General features: G+C 61.1%; 11 protein-coding genes. 5 read left to right on the top strand and 6 right to left on the bottom strand.

The window, feature by feature from the left end; all coding sequences use genetic code 11:
* Window positions 1-50: 50 nt before the first annotated feature.
* Window positions 51-1,859, bottom strand: coding sequence for a sodium-extruding oxaloacetate decarboxylase subunit alpha (oadA, locus tag NTD85_RS27380; protein ID WP_103484036.1), 1,809 nt, complete (start codon window positions 1,857-1,859; stop codon window positions 51-53).
* 11 nt (window positions 1,860-1,870) lie between these two features.
* The gene (locus NTD85_RS27385; RefSeq protein ID WP_027610345.1) at window positions 1,871-3,286 is read right to left on the bottom strand and encodes an acetyl-CoA carboxylase biotin carboxylase subunit; all 1,416 of its coding nucleotides are present in this window, start codon (window positions 3,284-3,286) and stop codon (window positions 1,871-1,873) included.
* A 190-nt stretch (window positions 3,287-3,476) separates the two neighbouring features.
* Here NTD85_RS27385 and NTD85_RS27390 point away from each other — a divergent pair, with 190 nt between their 5' ends.
* Window positions 3,477-4,439, top strand: a complete 963-nt coding sequence (locus NTD85_RS27390) for a LysR family transcriptional regulator (protein ID WP_045122685.1) — start codon at window positions 3,477-3,479, stop codon at window positions 4,437-4,439.
* Here NTD85_RS27390 and NTD85_RS27395 read toward each other — a convergent pair.
* The 3 genes from NTD85_RS27395 to NTD85_RS27405 form a co-directional block, all read right to left on the bottom strand.
* Window positions 4,381-4,593, bottom strand: coding sequence for a PA3496 family putative envelope integrity protein (locus tag NTD85_RS27395; protein WP_003229681.1), 213 nt, complete (start codon window positions 4,591-4,593; stop codon window positions 4,381-4,383). The two genes, NTD85_RS27390 and NTD85_RS27395, sit on opposite strands and share 59 nt — an antisense overlap.
* Window positions 4,594-4,804: 211 nt before the next feature.
* Window positions 4,805-5,671: a transcriptional regulator HexR gene (gene hexR / locus NTD85_RS27400; RefSeq protein WP_007912071.1), complete on the bottom strand. Its 867-nt coding sequence runs from the start codon at window positions 5,669-5,671 to the stop codon at window positions 4,805-4,807.
* A 127-nt stretch (window positions 5,672-5,798) separates the two neighbouring features.
* A complete protein-coding gene (locus NTD85_RS27405; RefSeq protein ID WP_262143731.1) occupies window positions 5,799-8,672 on the bottom strand; it encodes a putative bifunctional diguanylate cyclase/phosphodiesterase in 2,874 nt (957 codons plus the stop codon).
* Between the two features lie 258 nt (window positions 8,673-8,930).
* Here NTD85_RS27405 and uvrD point away from each other — a divergent pair, with 258 nt between their 5' ends.
* From uvrD to NTD85_RS27425, 4 genes are all read left to right on the top strand, one after another.
* Window positions 8,931-11,114, top strand: a complete 2,184-nt coding sequence (gene uvrD, locus NTD85_RS27410) for a DNA helicase II (protein WP_003229685.1) — start codon at window positions 8,931-8,933, stop codon at window positions 11,112-11,114.
* A 141-nt stretch (window positions 11,115-11,255) separates the two neighbouring features.
* The gene (locus NTD85_RS27415; protein ID WP_262143732.1) at window positions 11,256-11,696 is read left to right on the top strand and encodes an EamA family transporter; all 441 of its coding nucleotides are present in this window, start codon (window positions 11,256-11,258) and stop codon (window positions 11,694-11,696) included.
* A gap of 176 nt (window positions 11,697-11,872) precedes the next feature.
* On the top strand, window positions 11,873-12,748 hold the full coding sequence (locus tag NTD85_RS27420) for a Tim44 domain-containing protein (RefSeq protein ID WP_003229688.1): 876 nt from the start codon (window positions 11,873-11,875) through the stop codon (window positions 12,746-12,748).
* 137 nt (window positions 12,749-12,885) lie between these two features.
* Window positions 12,886-13,293: an SMI1/KNR4 family protein gene (locus NTD85_RS27425; RefSeq protein WP_047596914.1), complete on the top strand. Its 408-nt coding sequence runs from the start codon at window positions 12,886-12,888 to the stop codon at window positions 13,291-13,293.
* A 21-nt stretch (window positions 13,294-13,314) separates the two neighbouring features.
* Here NTD85_RS27425 and NTD85_RS27430 read toward each other — a convergent pair whose 3' ends face one another.
* Complete coding sequence (locus NTD85_RS27430) at window positions 13,315-15,078, bottom strand: cation:proton antiporter (protein ID WP_003229692.1); 1,764 nt, start codon at window positions 15,076-15,078, stop codon at window positions 13,315-13,317.
* Window positions 15,079-15,181: the final 103 nt, after the last annotated feature.

Raw genomic sequence — 15,181 nt, forward strand, 5'->3', positions numbered from 1 at the left:
GGGAGCACATGCCCCCCCGAGGTTTAAAGCGTTGGATCGCGGCAGTTATCTCAGCCTTCGATCTCGATCAGGATTTCACCCGGATTCACTCGGTCACCCTTGGCAACGTGAATGGCCGTGACCTTGCCGGCAATCGCCGCCTGGACTTCGGTTTCCATCTTCATCGCTTCGGTGATCAACACAGCCTGGCCAGCCTTGACGGTGTCGCCCTCCTTGACCAGCACATCGACGATGTTGCCCGGCATGGTGGTGCTGACGTGGCCCGGCGCAGACGCCTGTTTACGCTTGCTGCTGCCACCGCTGACGAACTCGTTGAGCGGTTCGAACACCACTTCTTCCGGCATGCCGTCGATGGACAGGTAGAAGTGACGCTTGCCTTCGGCCTTCACGCCAACCCCGGTGATGTCGACGCGGTAGGTTTCGCCGTGGACGTCGATGACGAACTCGGTCGGTACGCCTTCGCCACCCGCTGAGGCGACCTTGCCGGCTTCAGGAATCGGCAACAGCACTTCCGGGGTCAGGGTGCCGGCGGCACGCTCTTCGAGGAACTTGCGCCCGATGTCCGGGAACATGGCGAAAGTCAGCACGTCTTCTTCGGACTTGGCCAGTGCGCCGATGTCGGCACGCAGCTTGGTCATTTCCGGCTTGAGCAGATCGGCCGGACGTACGTCGATCACCTCTTCGCTGCCGATGGCCTGACGACGCAACTTCTCGTTGACCACGCCCGGCGCCTTGCCGTAGCCGCCTTGCAGGTACAGCTTCACTTCGTTGGTGATGGTCTTGTAGCGCTCGCCGGCCAGCACGTTGAAGAACGCCTGGGTGCCGACGATCTGTGAAGTCGGCGTCACCAGTGGCGGGAAACCAAGGTCTTCACGCACCCGCGGGATTTCCGCCAGGACTTCGCCCATGCGGTTCAGCGCGCCCTGCTCTTTCAACTGGTTGGCGAGGTTGGAGATCATCCCGCCCGGCACCTGGTTGACTTGCACGCGGGTATCGACGGCGGTGAACTCGCTTTCGAACTGGTGGTACTTCTTGCGCACGGCGTAGAAGTACAGACCGATCTCCTGCAGCAGTTCCAGATTCAGACCGGTGTCGTATTCGGTGCCTTTAAGCGCTGCGACCATCGACTCGGTGCCCGGATGGCTGGTGCCCGAGGCGAAGCTGGAGATCGCGGTGTCGATGTGGTCAGCGCCGTTTTCAATGGCTTTCAATTGGCACATCGCCGCCAGACCCGCCGTGTCATGCGAATGGATGAACACCGGCAGCGACTGCTCGGCTTTCAACGCGCGGACCAGTTCACCGGTGGCGTATGGGGTCAGCAGACCGGCCATGTCCTTGATCGCGACCGAGTCGCAGCCCATGGCTTCCATCTGCTTGGCTTGCGCCACAAACGCGTCGATGGTGTGCACCGGGCTGGTGGTGTAGGCGATGGTGCCCTGGGCGTGTTTGCCCGCAGCCTTCACCGCTTCGATGGCTACGCGCAGGTTACGCACGTCGTTCATCGCGTCGAAGATGCGGAACACATCGATGCCGTTGACCGCGGCCTTGGCAACAAAGGCTTTGACCACGTCATCGCTGTAGTGGCGGTAGCCCAGCAGGTTCTGCCCGCGCAGGAGCATTTGCAGACGGGTGTTAGGCAGCGCGGCGCGCAGTTGGCGCAGGCGTTCCCACGGATCTTCTTTGAGGAAACGTACGCAGGCATCGAACGTCGCGCCGCCCCAGCATTCCAGCGACCAGTAGCCGACCTTATCGAGCTTGTCGCAGATCGGCAGCATGTCTTCGGTGCGCATGCGGGTGGCGAGCAGCGATTGGTGGGCGTCGCGCAGGATGGTGTCGGTTACGAAAATTTTCTTGGTCATTGTTGTATTCCTCACAGGCCTGCGTGGGCGGCGATGGCGGCGGCGATGGCCAGGGCCAGCTCTTCGGGTTTGCGCTTGATCGAGTAGTTGGTCAGTTCCGGGTGGCTTTCAACGAAGCTGGTATTGAACTGACCGCTACGGAATTCCGGATTGCGCAGGATTTCCTGGTAGTACGCGGCGGTGGTTTTCACGCCTTGCAGACGCATGTCGTCGAGGGCGCGCAGGCCCCGATCCATGGCCTCTTCCCAGGTCAACGCCCAGACCACCAGTTTCAGGCACATCGAGTCGTAGAACGGCGGAATGGTGTACCCGGTGTAGATCGCCGTGTCGGTACGCACGCCGGGGCCGCCGGGGGCGTAGTAGCGGGTGATCTTGCCGAAGCTCGGCAGGAAGTTGTTTTTCGGATCCTCAGCGTTGATGCGGAACTGCAACGCGAAACCACGGTGCTGGATGTCTTCCTGCTTAACCGACAGCGGCAGGCCAGAGGCGATGCGGATCTGCTCACGAACAATGTCGATCCCGGTGATTTCTTCGGTGATGGTGTGTTCCACCTGCACCCGGGTGTTCATCTCCATGAAGTACACCTCGCCTTCGGCGAGCAGGAACTCCACGGTGCCGGCGTTCTCGTAACCCACGGCCTTGGCTGCGCGCACCGACAGGTCGCCGATGTAGGCGCGCTGTTCCGGGGTCAGTTGCGGGCTCGGGGCGATCTCGATCAGCTTCTGGTTGCGGCGCTGGATCGAGCAGTCACGCTCGAACAGGTGCACCACGTTGCCGAAGCTGTCGCCGAGGATCTGCGCTTCGATGTGCTTGGGATTGACGATGCATTTTTCCAGGAACACTTCCGCCGAACCGAACGCCTTGGTCGCTTCGGAAATCACCCGAGGGAAGTTCTGTTCGAGCTCTTCGCGGCTGTTGCAGCGACGAATGCCGCGCCCGCCACCACCGGAGGTGGCCTTGAGCATCACCGGATAACCGATGCGGTCGCCCTCGGTCAGGGCTTCTTCGATACCCGACACGTTGCCTTCAGTGCCCGGGGTGACCGGCACACCGGCCTTGATCATGCTGCGGCGGGCTTCGGTCTTGTCGCCCATGCGGCGAATGACTTCTGCCGACGGGCCGATGAATTTGATTCCGCGTTCGGCGCAGATGTCTGCCAGCTCTGCGTTTTCCGAGAGGAAGCCGTAACCGGGGTGCAATGCATCGCAACCGGTTTCCACCGCCAGATTCACCAGCTTGCGCGGGTTGAGGTAACCGGCCAGTGGCTCGGCACCGATGCTGTGGGCTTCGTCCGCACGCTTCACATGCAAGGCATGGCGGTCGGCGTCGGAAAAAATCGCTACCGAGCGAATGCCCATCTCGGCGCAGGCCCGCACGATTCGTACGGCAATCTCACCACGGTTGGCGATCAGGATCTTTTTTATCACTTGGAAATTCCCTTGAGCCGGTGGCACCACGACCTGCTAGACCCAGGTCGACGCGTGACCAAATGTTTCAATCTGGTCGCGACCCCACACTAGCCCTCGCAAGGGATTAACAAAAATGAATAAAAATTGGGTCAGGCATAAGCAAAGACTTATAGTTAAACCACCAGCCTGCCGTCAGAGCCTATAAAAAATGCGTAAGTCCTTGATGCGTATGACATTACGCCAATTGCAGATCTTCAACGAAGTGTGTGATTTACGTTCCTACAGCCGCGCCGCCGATGAAATGTCTCTCACACAACCGGCGGTCAGCCTACAGATTCGTCAGCTTGAAGAGCTGATCGGCCAGCCATTATTCGATTATGTCGGCAAAAAACTCTACATGACCGAGGCTGCCGAAGCCCTGCAGCGCGCCAGCCGGGACATCTTCGGACGCCTGGAAAACCTCGATATGCAGCTGTCGGACATGCAGGGCTCGCTGCAGGGCCAGTTGAAACTGGCAGTGGAATCCAGCGCCAAATACTTCGTGCCGCACCTTTTCGCCGCCTTCAAGCGCCAGCACCCGGAAGTGAACCTGCAACTGACCGTGGTCAACCGCGGCCAGGTGATTCGTCGTCTTTCGGACAACCGCGACGACCTGGTGATCATGTCGATGGTGCCGCAGGACATGGGCCTGGAATTTCTGCCGTTTCTCAACAACCCGATCGTCGCCGTGGCGCGCCCGGACCATCCGTTGGCGCACATGGGGCCGCTGCGTTTGCAGGATCTCGAGCCTTACACGTTGCTGATCCGTGAGCCCGGCTCCGGGACGCGACTGGCCTGCGAGGAATACTTCAAAGAGAAACGCGTGCACTTCACCCAGACTCAGGAAGTGGCCTCGGCCGAAGCTCAGCGCGAATGCGTGGTGGCGGGTCTGGGCCTGGCGCTGTTGACGCGCCACGCCCTGAACCTGGAGCTGGCAACCGGCGGCCTGGTGGAGCTGCCGGTCGAAGAGTTGCCGCTGTTTCGCAGCTGGTGTCTGGTGCAAGCCAAGGCCAAACGGCTGTCACCGGTGGCGCACGCCTTCCTGGCGTTTATCCGCAGCGAACGCGTGCAGATCAGCGCGCTGGTTGAGCGCTTCGACGGGAAGCTGCCGGTGCTGCCTGCCAGTAGTTGAGTTCGATGTCCTCGGGAAAATCGTTGATTTCGCTCTGAAGCTGACGGAGTTCGAAGCGATCTTCGATGGCGCGACGGAATTCCATGCGGCGCTGGTCTTCCTGTTGACGACGGGTTTTCGCGGCGCTGTTGCGTTCTTCGTAGGGCTGAGCCATTTCGAGTCTCCCAAGGCGAGTACGGGAGTTTCACGATAGGCGTGGGGGATGACGGTTTGGCTGCGCTGGGATGACAGTGCGATGAAAGTTTGCCGATTGCGTTTCATTGTGGCGAGGGAGCTTGCTCCCGCTGGACTGCGAAGCAGGCCCGGCCTTTCAGGGCCGCTGCGCGCCCCATCGGGAGCAAGCTCCCTCGCCACAAAAGCAGGCTTCAGTCATCCAGCGCTTTTGCAGCTTTCGGGGACAGCCGCAAGCTGCGCAGACTGCGCTTCACGCTCTTCAGGTGATTGACCAGGCTCGGCCCGCGCGCCATGGCCACGCCCATCGCCAGCACGTCGATCACCACCAGATGGGCGATGCGCGAGGTCAGCGGCGTATAGATTTCGGTGTCTTCATGCACATCGATCGCCAGGTTGACGGTCGACAGCTCAGCCAGCGGTGTCTGGCTCGGGCACAGGGTGATCAACGATGCGCCGCTCTCGCGAACCAGGTTGGCGGTGATCAGCAGATCCTTGGAGCGCCCGGACTGGGAAATGCAGATCGCCACGTCAGTCGGCTTCAGCGTCACCGCCGACATCGCCTGCATGTGCGGGTCGGAATACGCCGCCGCCGTCAGCAGCAAACGGAAGAACTTGTGCTGCGCATCCGCCGCCACCGCGCCCGACGCACCAAAGCCGTAGAACTCGACACGCTGCGCCTGAGACATCAGCGTCACCGCGCGCTGCAATTCCACCGGATCGAGCTTCTCGCGAACCTCCATCAAGGTGTGCAACGTGGTGTCGAAAATTTTCAGACTGTAGTCGGCGACCGAGTCGTCTTCATGGATCGCGAACTGACCGAAACTGGCACCGGCGGCCAGGCTTTGCGCCAGTTTGAGCTTGAGATCCTGAAACCCGGAGCAGCCGATGGCCCGGCAGAAACGCACGATGGTCGGCTCGCTGATGCCGACGCTGTGAGCCAGGTCGGCCATGGAACTGTGCATCACGGCCGCAGGGTCAAGCAGCACGTGGTCGGCGACCTTGAGCTCCGACTTGCGTAACAGGTGACGTGACTGGGCGATGTGTTGCAGCAGATTCAAGGGGCTGGACTCTTCTTATGGGCAAGGATGTAGCACGCTTGTAGTTATACTACATGAATTGGCTTTTTGCCTGCTCAATGCGTAACTCCATGTCCCCGTATCAGGCGCGATGGACTGCATGTAGCCCTTAAAACGAATTTCCCTGTTCGCGCAAAAGCCCGGCCAGACGCTCGGCCTCCACCGGGCGACTGATCAGATACCCCTGAACTTCGTCGCAGCGCTCAGCACGTAAAAACTCCAGCTGCTCCTGCCGCTCGACACCTTCGGCGACCACTTTCAACGACAGCCCATGGGCCATGGCGATGATCGCCCGAGTGATCGCCGCATCCTCGCTGCCCTGCCCCAGTCCGCGAATGAATGCCTGATCGATCTTCACGTAATCCACCGGAATCCGTTTGAGGTAACTCAGCGACGAATAGCCGGTGCCGAAATCGTCGATCGCCAGCTTCACCCCCAGATCGCGCAACTGCTGGAAGGTCGCGATGATGTGTTCGACGCTGTCGAGCAACTGGCTCTCAGTGAGTTCCAGTTCGAGGTAGTGCGGCGCCAGCCCGGTTTCCTCCAGCACCTGGCGCACCAGACTGACCAGTTTGCCCTGACGCAGTTGATGCACCGACAGGTTCACCGATACCCGAATCGGCTCCAGCCCTTGGCGCTGCCATTCGCACGCCTGCCAGCAGGCCTGGCGCAGCACGAATTCGCCGATCGGGCCGATCAGGCCGGTTTCCTCGGCCAGACCGATGAAGTCCCCCGGCGGCACCCGGCCCATGCTTGGGTGATCCCAGCGCACCAGCGCTTCCGCCGCATTCAGGCGCCCGGTCTGCAGGCACAGCTTCGGCTGGTAGAACACCTTGAGCTGCTTGTCTTCGATGGCTTTGCGCAACTGGTTCTCCAGTTGCAGACGCTCAAGGGTGCTGGCTTGCAGGCTGTCGGTGTAAAACTGGAAATTGTTGCCGCCCAGATGCTTGGCGTGTTGCATCGCCATGTTCGATTGACTGACCAGCGCGGAAATCTCCCGGGCGTTGTCCGGCAGCATGCTGATGCCCATCGAGGCACTGACCACCAGCTCATGCCCTTCGATCGTCAACGGCAGACGCAGCTTGCTCGACAGACGCGTGGCGACCCGCGCCAGGCTCGACAGGTTGCCGTAGGCATCGAACAGCACGGCAAATTCGTCGCCGGACAGCCGCGCGATGGTGTCGGCCTCCGGCAACGCATTGACCAGCCGTCGAGCCATTTTCTGCAATAGCTGATCCGCCACCTCGTGACCGAGGCTGTCGTTGAGCAACTTGAAGCGATCCAGATTGATGTGCAGCAGCGCCAGACTGCGGCGCCCGCCCTGACGCACGCGCTGATGGGCTTCGTGCAGGCGTTCGCGGAACAGCGAGCGATTGGCCAGCCCGGTCAGCTCATCGTAGTGCGTCAGGAAGCGCATGCGCTCTTCGGATTCGCGCCGCGCCGAAAGATCGGCGAAGAAGCCGACGATATGACTGACGTTTCCCCGACTGTCGCGCACCGCGTTGAGTTGCAACCACTGCGGATACAGCTCGCCGTTCTTGCGGGTTTCGACCAGTTCGCCCTGCCAACTGCCGTGCTGCTCCAGTGCGTGACGGATCGAAACATAATGCCGCCGCGCATCACGACTGCACGGCAGCTCGACGACATTGCGCCCGAGCATGTCGTCGATGTCATAACCGGTGACACGACTGAACGCCTGATTGATCGCGATCAGCGCGTAGTTCGGATCGAGAATGACGATGCCTTCGCTGGCCGCTTCGAACACCGTGGCCGCCAGTCGCTGCTGTTCTTCAAGACTTTTGCTCGCGCTGATGTCGCGCCGGGTACCGACCATGCGGATCACCCGCCCACTTTCACTGCGCTCCACGGCGCGACCGCGGTCCTCGATCCACACCCAATGGCCGTCGCCGTGGCGTACGCGGTATTCGATCTGATAGTCCTCGGTGCGCCCTTTCAGGTGCTCGATCAGCGCCTGCTTGAGCGACGGCACGTCCTCGGGGTGCAGACGGGGCTTGAGGTCGCGCAGGAGCGCCGTGACGTACTCCGGCGCAAGGCCGAACAGTTCCTGGATCTGCGTGTGATGGACTTCGTCGGTTTGCAGGTTCCAGTCCCACAACCCCAGCTCACTGGCCTTTAACGCCAAGGCCAGACGGGCTTCGCTTTTGATGAGTGCCTGGCTGGCCACATCCAGTTCACGGCTGCGCAGGGCCACGCGATCTTCCAGTTCGACCTGAGCCTCGCGCAACTGGCCCTCGGCGCAGCGCCGCTGTTCGATCTCTTTGCCCAGTTCCTGATTGAGCTGTTCGCTGCGGCTCTGTGCCCGCTGCAAGTGTTCGATGAGGTGTTGGTTCTGAAAGCGCCGCAGCAGGCCGCGATCAATCAGCCGATTGACCTGCCACGCCACCACGCTGAGCGAGCCCAGCAGGATCAGCCCGAGCCAGCCCCAACCCCGCGCCAGTTCATCGCCGCCCCAGAACAGGTAACCGATCGCCGGCAGCAGGCACGGCAAGGTGAAGGAAAGAAACGCCGGCAGACTGACCGCGTAGGCAACACTGGCCGACAACGTCGCAGCACCGATCAGGCCGAAGACCCAGGCCTGCTGCATGAAGTTGTCGGCGGGCACCAACGCAATACCGGCCCCGGCGAGCGTCAGGCCGGTCATGGTCGAACCGAGCAGGAACATGCGGAACCAGATCGGCTGAGCCTGACGATCGGGGATTGCCGAATCGAAGGCCGCGACCTGAATCACCCGCAGCGCCACCAGCGACAGCAGCCAGACCAGCCAGATGCTGACCACGAAATAGCGCTGCGGGCTCCAGAGCAAACCGGCGCAGACCAGACCATTGATCAACATGAAGAGTGTGGGCAGCAATGAGCCCTGATAAAGCAGACGCGTGCGTTCGACCGCCATCTCGGTGGCGTAGTGTTTGCGGATAACCCGGGGTTCCACAGAGGGGCCCGACAGTTCGGAGCTGAGGGTCATGGGCAACGTTCTTGTTCTTATTAGGACGGGCATGCGCCCGAAATGTGCACGGAGCATACACAAGCCGATCCAGTTGCCAAACTGCTCCAGATCATAATTTCAGCGAAACTTTTCGCCCCCGCAGCGCCGACAAAACCCGCAGAGCGAGGCGGGCCGAAGCCTGTAGCCAATGACCGACCGGTCGTCATTGGCGGCACTTTCATCGGCTAATGCAAAGCTCGGTTTGCCCGGGCCTGCGGCGCACCCTAGAATGCCCCGATGCGCGATGATCTCTCCCTTCTGCTGAACTCCCTCAACGATGCCCAACGGCAGGCCGTAGCAGCCCCCGTTGGCCGTCAGTTGGTCCTGGCCGGTGCCGGCTCCGGTAAAACCCGAGTGCTGGTGCACCGTATCGCCTGGTTGATCCAGGTCGAAAACGCCTCGCCCCACTCCATTCTGTCGGTGACCTTCACCAACAAGGCCGCTGCCGAGATGCGTCATCGCATCGAGCAGTTGCTGGGTATCAACCCGGCCGGCATGTGGGTCGGCACCTTCCACGGCCTGGCGCACCGCTTGCTGCGGGCGCACTGGCAGGAAGCGGGCTTGAGCCAGACTTTCCAGATTCTCGACAGCGACGACCAGCAGCGACTGGTCAAGCGGGTGATCCGCGAGCTGGGGCTGGACGAACAGCGCTGGCCGGCCCGTCAGGCCCAGTGGTTCATCAACGGGCAGAAAGACGAAGGTCTGCGTCCGCAACACATTCAGGCCAGCGGCGACTTGTACCTGGCCACCATGCGCGGCATCTATGAGGCCTACGAGGCTGCCTGCCAGCGCGCCGGCGTGATCGACTTCTCCGAACTGCTGCTGCGCGCGCTCGACCTGTGGCGCGACCATCCGGGCCTGCTGGCGCACTATCAGAAGCGCTTCCGCCATATCCTCGTCGACGAGTTCCAGGACACCAACGCCGTGCAGTACGCCTGGTTGCGTCTGCTCGGCAAGGGCGGCGACAGCCTGATGGTGGTCGGCGACGACGACCAGTCGATCTACGGCTGGCGCGGAGCGAAAATCGAGAACATCCATCAGTACTCCTCAGACTTCCCGGATTCGGTGACCATTCGTCTGGAGCAGAACTATCGCTCCACTGCCGGCATCCTCAAGGCCGCCAACGCCCTGATCGCCAACAACACCGGACGTCTCGGCAAAGAGCTGTGGACTGACGGCGGCGACGGCGAAGCGATCAACCTGTACGCCGCGTTCAACGAACACGACGAAGCGCGCTACGTTGTCGAAACCATCGAAAGCGCGCTGAAAACCGGCCTGGCCCGCAGCGACATCGCGATTCTCTACCGCTCCAACGCCCAATCGCGCGTTTTGGAAGAAGCCTTGCTGCGCGAGCGCATTCCGTACCGCATCTATGGCGGCCAGCGCTTTTTTGAACGCGCGGAAATCAAGAACGCCATGGCCTACCTGCGCCTGCTCGAAGGCCGTGGCAACGATGCCGCACTGGAGCGGGTGATCAACGTCCCGGCCCGTGGTATTGGTGAGAAAACCGTCGAAGCGATCCGCGACCATGCACGCCACAGCGATGTGTCGATGTGGGAAGCGATGCGCCAACTGGTCGCCAATAAAGGCCTGACCGGTCGTGCTGCCGGCGCCTTGGGTGCGTTTATCGAGCTGATCGAGAACCTTGCCGCCAAGTGCATGGAGATGCCGCTGCATCTGATGACCCAGACCGTCATCGAGCAATCGGGGCTGATCGCCTATCACGAAGCGGAAAAAGGCGAGAAGGGCCAGGCCCGGGTAGAAAACCTTGAGGAGCTGGTCAGCGCCGCGCGCAACTTCGAGAACACCGAAGAAGACGAAGAGCTGACGCCGCTGGCGGCGTTCCTCGGCCACGCTTCGCTGGAAGCCGGCGACACTCAGGCCGACGAACACGAAGACAGCATTCAGTTGATGACCCTGCACAGCGCCAAGGGCCTGGAGTTCCCTTACGTGTTCCTGGTGGGCATGGAAGAAGGTCTGTTCCCGCACAAGATGAGCCTGGAGGAACCGGGTCGCCTTGAAGAAGAACGTCGTCTGGCCTACGTCGGTATCACCCGGGCCATGCAGAATCTGGTGATGACCTATGCTGAAACCCGACGCCTGTACGGCAGCGAAACCTACAACAAGGTCTCGCGTTTCGTCCGTGAAGTGCCGAAGGGTCTGATTCAGGAAGTACGCCTGTCGAACAGCGTCAGCCGACCGTTCGGCGGCAACCAGTCGATGAGCGGCAGCAACCTGTTCAGCGGTAGCGAGATTCCGGAAACCGGCTTCAGCCTGGGTCAGGCGGTGCGTCACTCGATCTTCGGCGACGGCGTGATCCTCAACTTCGAAGGCGCCGGCGCGCAGGCGCGGGTGCAGGTGAACTTCAGCGAAGGCAGCAAGTGGCTGATGCTCGGGTACGCCAAGCTGGAAGCCATCTGACGCCGGTTTCGCTTTTCTGTGGGAGCGAGCCTGCTCGCGAATGACATCACCGTGGTTGATCTGATAAACCGCAGTGTGGCTTTCGCGAGCAGGCTCGCTCCCACAGGGGTCGGCGTTGGATGATCTAACAAGGACATTTCCATGGGCTCAGGCTTCTTTTCTTCCTGGACATTCTGGGCCCTGCTCTCGGCGACTTTCGCCGCGCTGACGGCGATCTTCGCCAAGATCGGCATCGAAAACGTCAATTCCGACTTCGCCACCCTGCTGCGCACCATCGTGGTCCTGGTCAGTCTGGCCTTGATTTTGTACGCGACGGGCCAATATCAGTCATTGGGATCGATTTCCGCCAAGAGCTATCTGTTCCTGCTGTTGTCCGGTCTGGGGACCGGCGCGTCGTGGCTGTGCTACTTCCGCGCGCTGAAAGTCGGCCCGGCCTCGCTGGTTGGGCCAGTGGACAAACTCAGCGTGGTACTGGTGGCGGTGCTCGGCGTGATCCTGCTGGGCGAGAAACTCGACTTGCGCCAATGGGGCGGCATCGGCCTGATCACCGCCGGTGTGGTGCTGCTGGCGTTGCGTCGATAAGCAAGTTTCCCGCTGAACCTATCCCATTTTCCTACAGACAAAAGTACATGGCCTTATTGCTTCGACGGAGCTGAACATAACCTGTCAGGCAAAAGCCCGAAACACTCTCTCGCTAGCCAGTAACACTTCAGCTGTGCAACATGGCGCGCGTGTCTCCACAAACGGGAATTCCCTTTATGAAACGTTTTCTTAGCATCGCCATGGCGTTGTGCATCGGCCTGACGATGAGCCTCGACGCCAACGCCAAGCGCTTTGGTGGTGGCAAAAGCGCCGGCGCTGCGCCGACGCACCAGACCAGCCAGATGGCTCCTTCTTCCCCAGGCATGGGCGGCGCAGCAGCGACCGCTGGTGCTGCCGGCGCTGCCGGTGCCGCGGCCAAGGCTGGCGGCGCTTCGAAATGGCTCGGCCCTCTGGCCGGTATCGCCGCCGGTGGCCTGCTCGCTTCCATGTTCATGGGCGGCGGCTTCCAGGGCATGCAGATCTTCGACATCCTGATCATGGCCGTGATCGCGTTCGTGATCTTCCGCTTCATCGCCGCTCGTCGACGCAAGCAGCAGGAGCACCTGGCTCCGGCCGGCGCGCCGATGCAGCGTGAAGTATTCGAGCAGAAGCCTGCTGCCATGGGTTCGATCTTCGGTGGTTCGGCCGCGCCGGTTGCCGCTCGTCCGGTGATCAACGCACCAGCCTGGTTCAACGAGCAGAACTTCCTTGCCGCCGCGCGCAGCCACTTCCAGGCGCTGCAGCAGCACTGGGACGCCAACGAAATGGACAAGATCGCCGAGTTCGTGACCCCGCAGATGCTCGACTTCCTCAAGCGTGAGCGTGCGGATCTGGGCGACGGCTTCCAGTCGACTTACATCGAAAACCTGCAGGTTCAGCTGGACGGCGTGGATGATCGTGCCGACAAGACCATCGCTACCCTGACCTTCAGCGGCGTGTCGAAGACCTCGCGTTTCGACCAGGGCGAAGTGTTCAGCGAAAGCTGGAACATGGAACGCCCACAGGGCGAAAACCAGCCTTGGCTGGTGGCCGGTATTCGCCAGAACGGCTGATCCCCATCGCGTTACGCATGTGGTAATAAAAACCCCGGCCTCGGCCGGGGTTTTCTATTTCACGGTTGCATCTATAGCGAGCTACTGTATAAACCGGCCCATATAAACCGCGCCATTCAAGCAAGAGGATCCCGGACGTGGAAGAAATCATCGAACAACTGCGCGAAGCCAACGAACCCGTACCGGTTCCCCTGGAATTGCCCGACGAAGACCAATTGGTAGAAATCGAAGAAGAACTCTTCATCAACATCCCGTTCGTCTTCAAAGAGTTTCTGCTGACCGTCAGTGACGTGGTGTACGGCAGCCTCGAGCCGGTGACCGTCACCGACCCGCAATCGCACACCTATCTGCCGGACGTGGCGGCCAACGCCTGGGACATCGGCGTACCGCGCGACCTGATCCCGATCTGCCAGGACGGCGACAACTACTACTGCGTCGAAGAAGACGGCACCGTAGTGCTGTGGTCCGGCGAAGAAGAGTTGATCACCGAAGAATCCTGGGAATCGGTGTGGCATTGGGCGCGGGACGTCTGGCTGGAGAGCTGATTAGCCGGATGCCCGGGCCGGTCAGTGCCCCGACGACTCCTTGTGGTTGTCGAGGGTTTCCAGCAGGGCCACCTGCATCCGCGTGTGCACGCGGATGAACCAGCGCCAGAGCAGCGCCGCAACGGCGGCCGCGACCACGGCGACCAGCACCAGCAACTTGTTGGTCGGCAGGATACTGGCCGACAAGGCTGCCAACAGCAGGAAGATCACCAGCAGCGAGAGGATCGGGATCACTTCGGAGATCACCCGACGCACTCGCTGCGTGTGACGCCCGGCCATCTCCGGCTTCACGCCCATTTCCGCCAGCAGCATCGACAGCGCCTTGAGCTTGCGATACGCCGCGATCAGGAATGGCAGTGACAGCAGCAGCGCCCCGCCCCAGATCAACGCCTTCTGCCAGCTCGGATCACCGATCCAGTCCTGCATCCAAACCGACAGCCGTCCGGCAAAGAACGCGCCGCTGAAGAAGATCGCGATCACCAGCGCCAGATTGACCCCGACCTGCAACAGGATCCGCCGGATCATCGCCGCCAGCATCGCGCCCTCGCCTTGCGGCTGAATGCTGCGCAGCCATTCGCCATACATGCCGAACACCCGGCCCAAACGCTTGGGCACCGCCGCCGAGAGCTTGATCGACAACGGGTCGGCCGCGCGAATCAGGTACGGCGTCAGTAGCGTGGTGATCACCGACACCGCCACCGCGACGGGATACAGAAAGTTGCTGGTGACCTGCAGCGTCATCCCGAGCGCGGCGATGATGAAGGAAAATTCGCCAATCTGTGACAGCCCCATCCCCACACGCAGTGAGGTTCGTCCGTCATTGCCGGCGATAAACGCCCCGAGGCCGCAGGACAACATCTTGCCGAGCACCACCGCCACGGTAATGACTGCAATCGGCCACGCGTATTGCAGCAGGATCATAGGATCGAGCATCAGGCCGATGGCGACGAAGAAGATTGCACTGAACAGGTCGCGAACCGGCTCGATCAGCCGTTCGATCTTCAGCAGTTGCCGCGACTCGGCCATGATCGCGCCGATCAGGAAGGCGCCGAGCACCATGCTGTATTCAAGCTTGACCACCAGCAGGCAGAAACCGAAGCACAGGCCAAGCACGGTGATCAGCAGCATCTCGTTGCTTTCGAATTTGGCGACATAAGCCAACAGACGCGGCACCAGCAGAATGCCCACCACCAGCGCAACGATCATGAACAGCGACAGCTTGCCGACCGTGGAGAAGACTTCGCCGGAGCTGACCGTGCCGCTGACCGCGATACTCGACAGCAAGGCGATGATGCCGATGCCGAGGATGTCCTCGACGATCAGTACGCCGAAGATCAGCTGCGCAAAGCGCTCGTTCTTCATCTTCAGGTCGTTAAGCGCCTTGACGATGATGGTGGTTGAGGAGATGGCGAGGATCGCGCCGAGGAACAGCGAGTCCATGGTGTTCCAGTCGAACCAGCGACCGATCTCGTACCCGATCCAGATCATCAGGACGATTTCGAGGAACGCCGCGATAAACGCCGTGGCGCCAACCTTGAACAACTTGCGCAGACTGAATTCCAGCCCGAGGCAGAACATCAGAAAAATCACCCCCAGCTCGGCGAGGGTCTTGATGGTTTCTTCGTCGTGGATCAGGCCAAACGGCGGCGTGTGCGGCCCGATGATGAAACCGGCGACGATGTAGCCGAGCACCACCGGCTGCTTGAAGCGGTGAAACAGCACGGTGACCACACCTGCGACCAACATGATCACTGCCAGGTCCTGAATAAAGCTGATGGCATGCATGGTGTGGGCTCCTTGTATGACGTGACCCGCCGTCAGACATCAGAAAGGTCTGAGCGAGCTGGGTAAAAATCCGCTTTTCGTGTGGGAATTGCCCTTGGGCAGG

Source organism: Pseudomonas sp. 13B_3.2_Bac1, assembly GCF_025466205.1.
Lineage (GTDB): Bacteria > Pseudomonadota > Gammaproteobacteria > Pseudomonadales > Pseudomonadaceae > Aquipseudomonas > Aquipseudomonas fluorescens_H.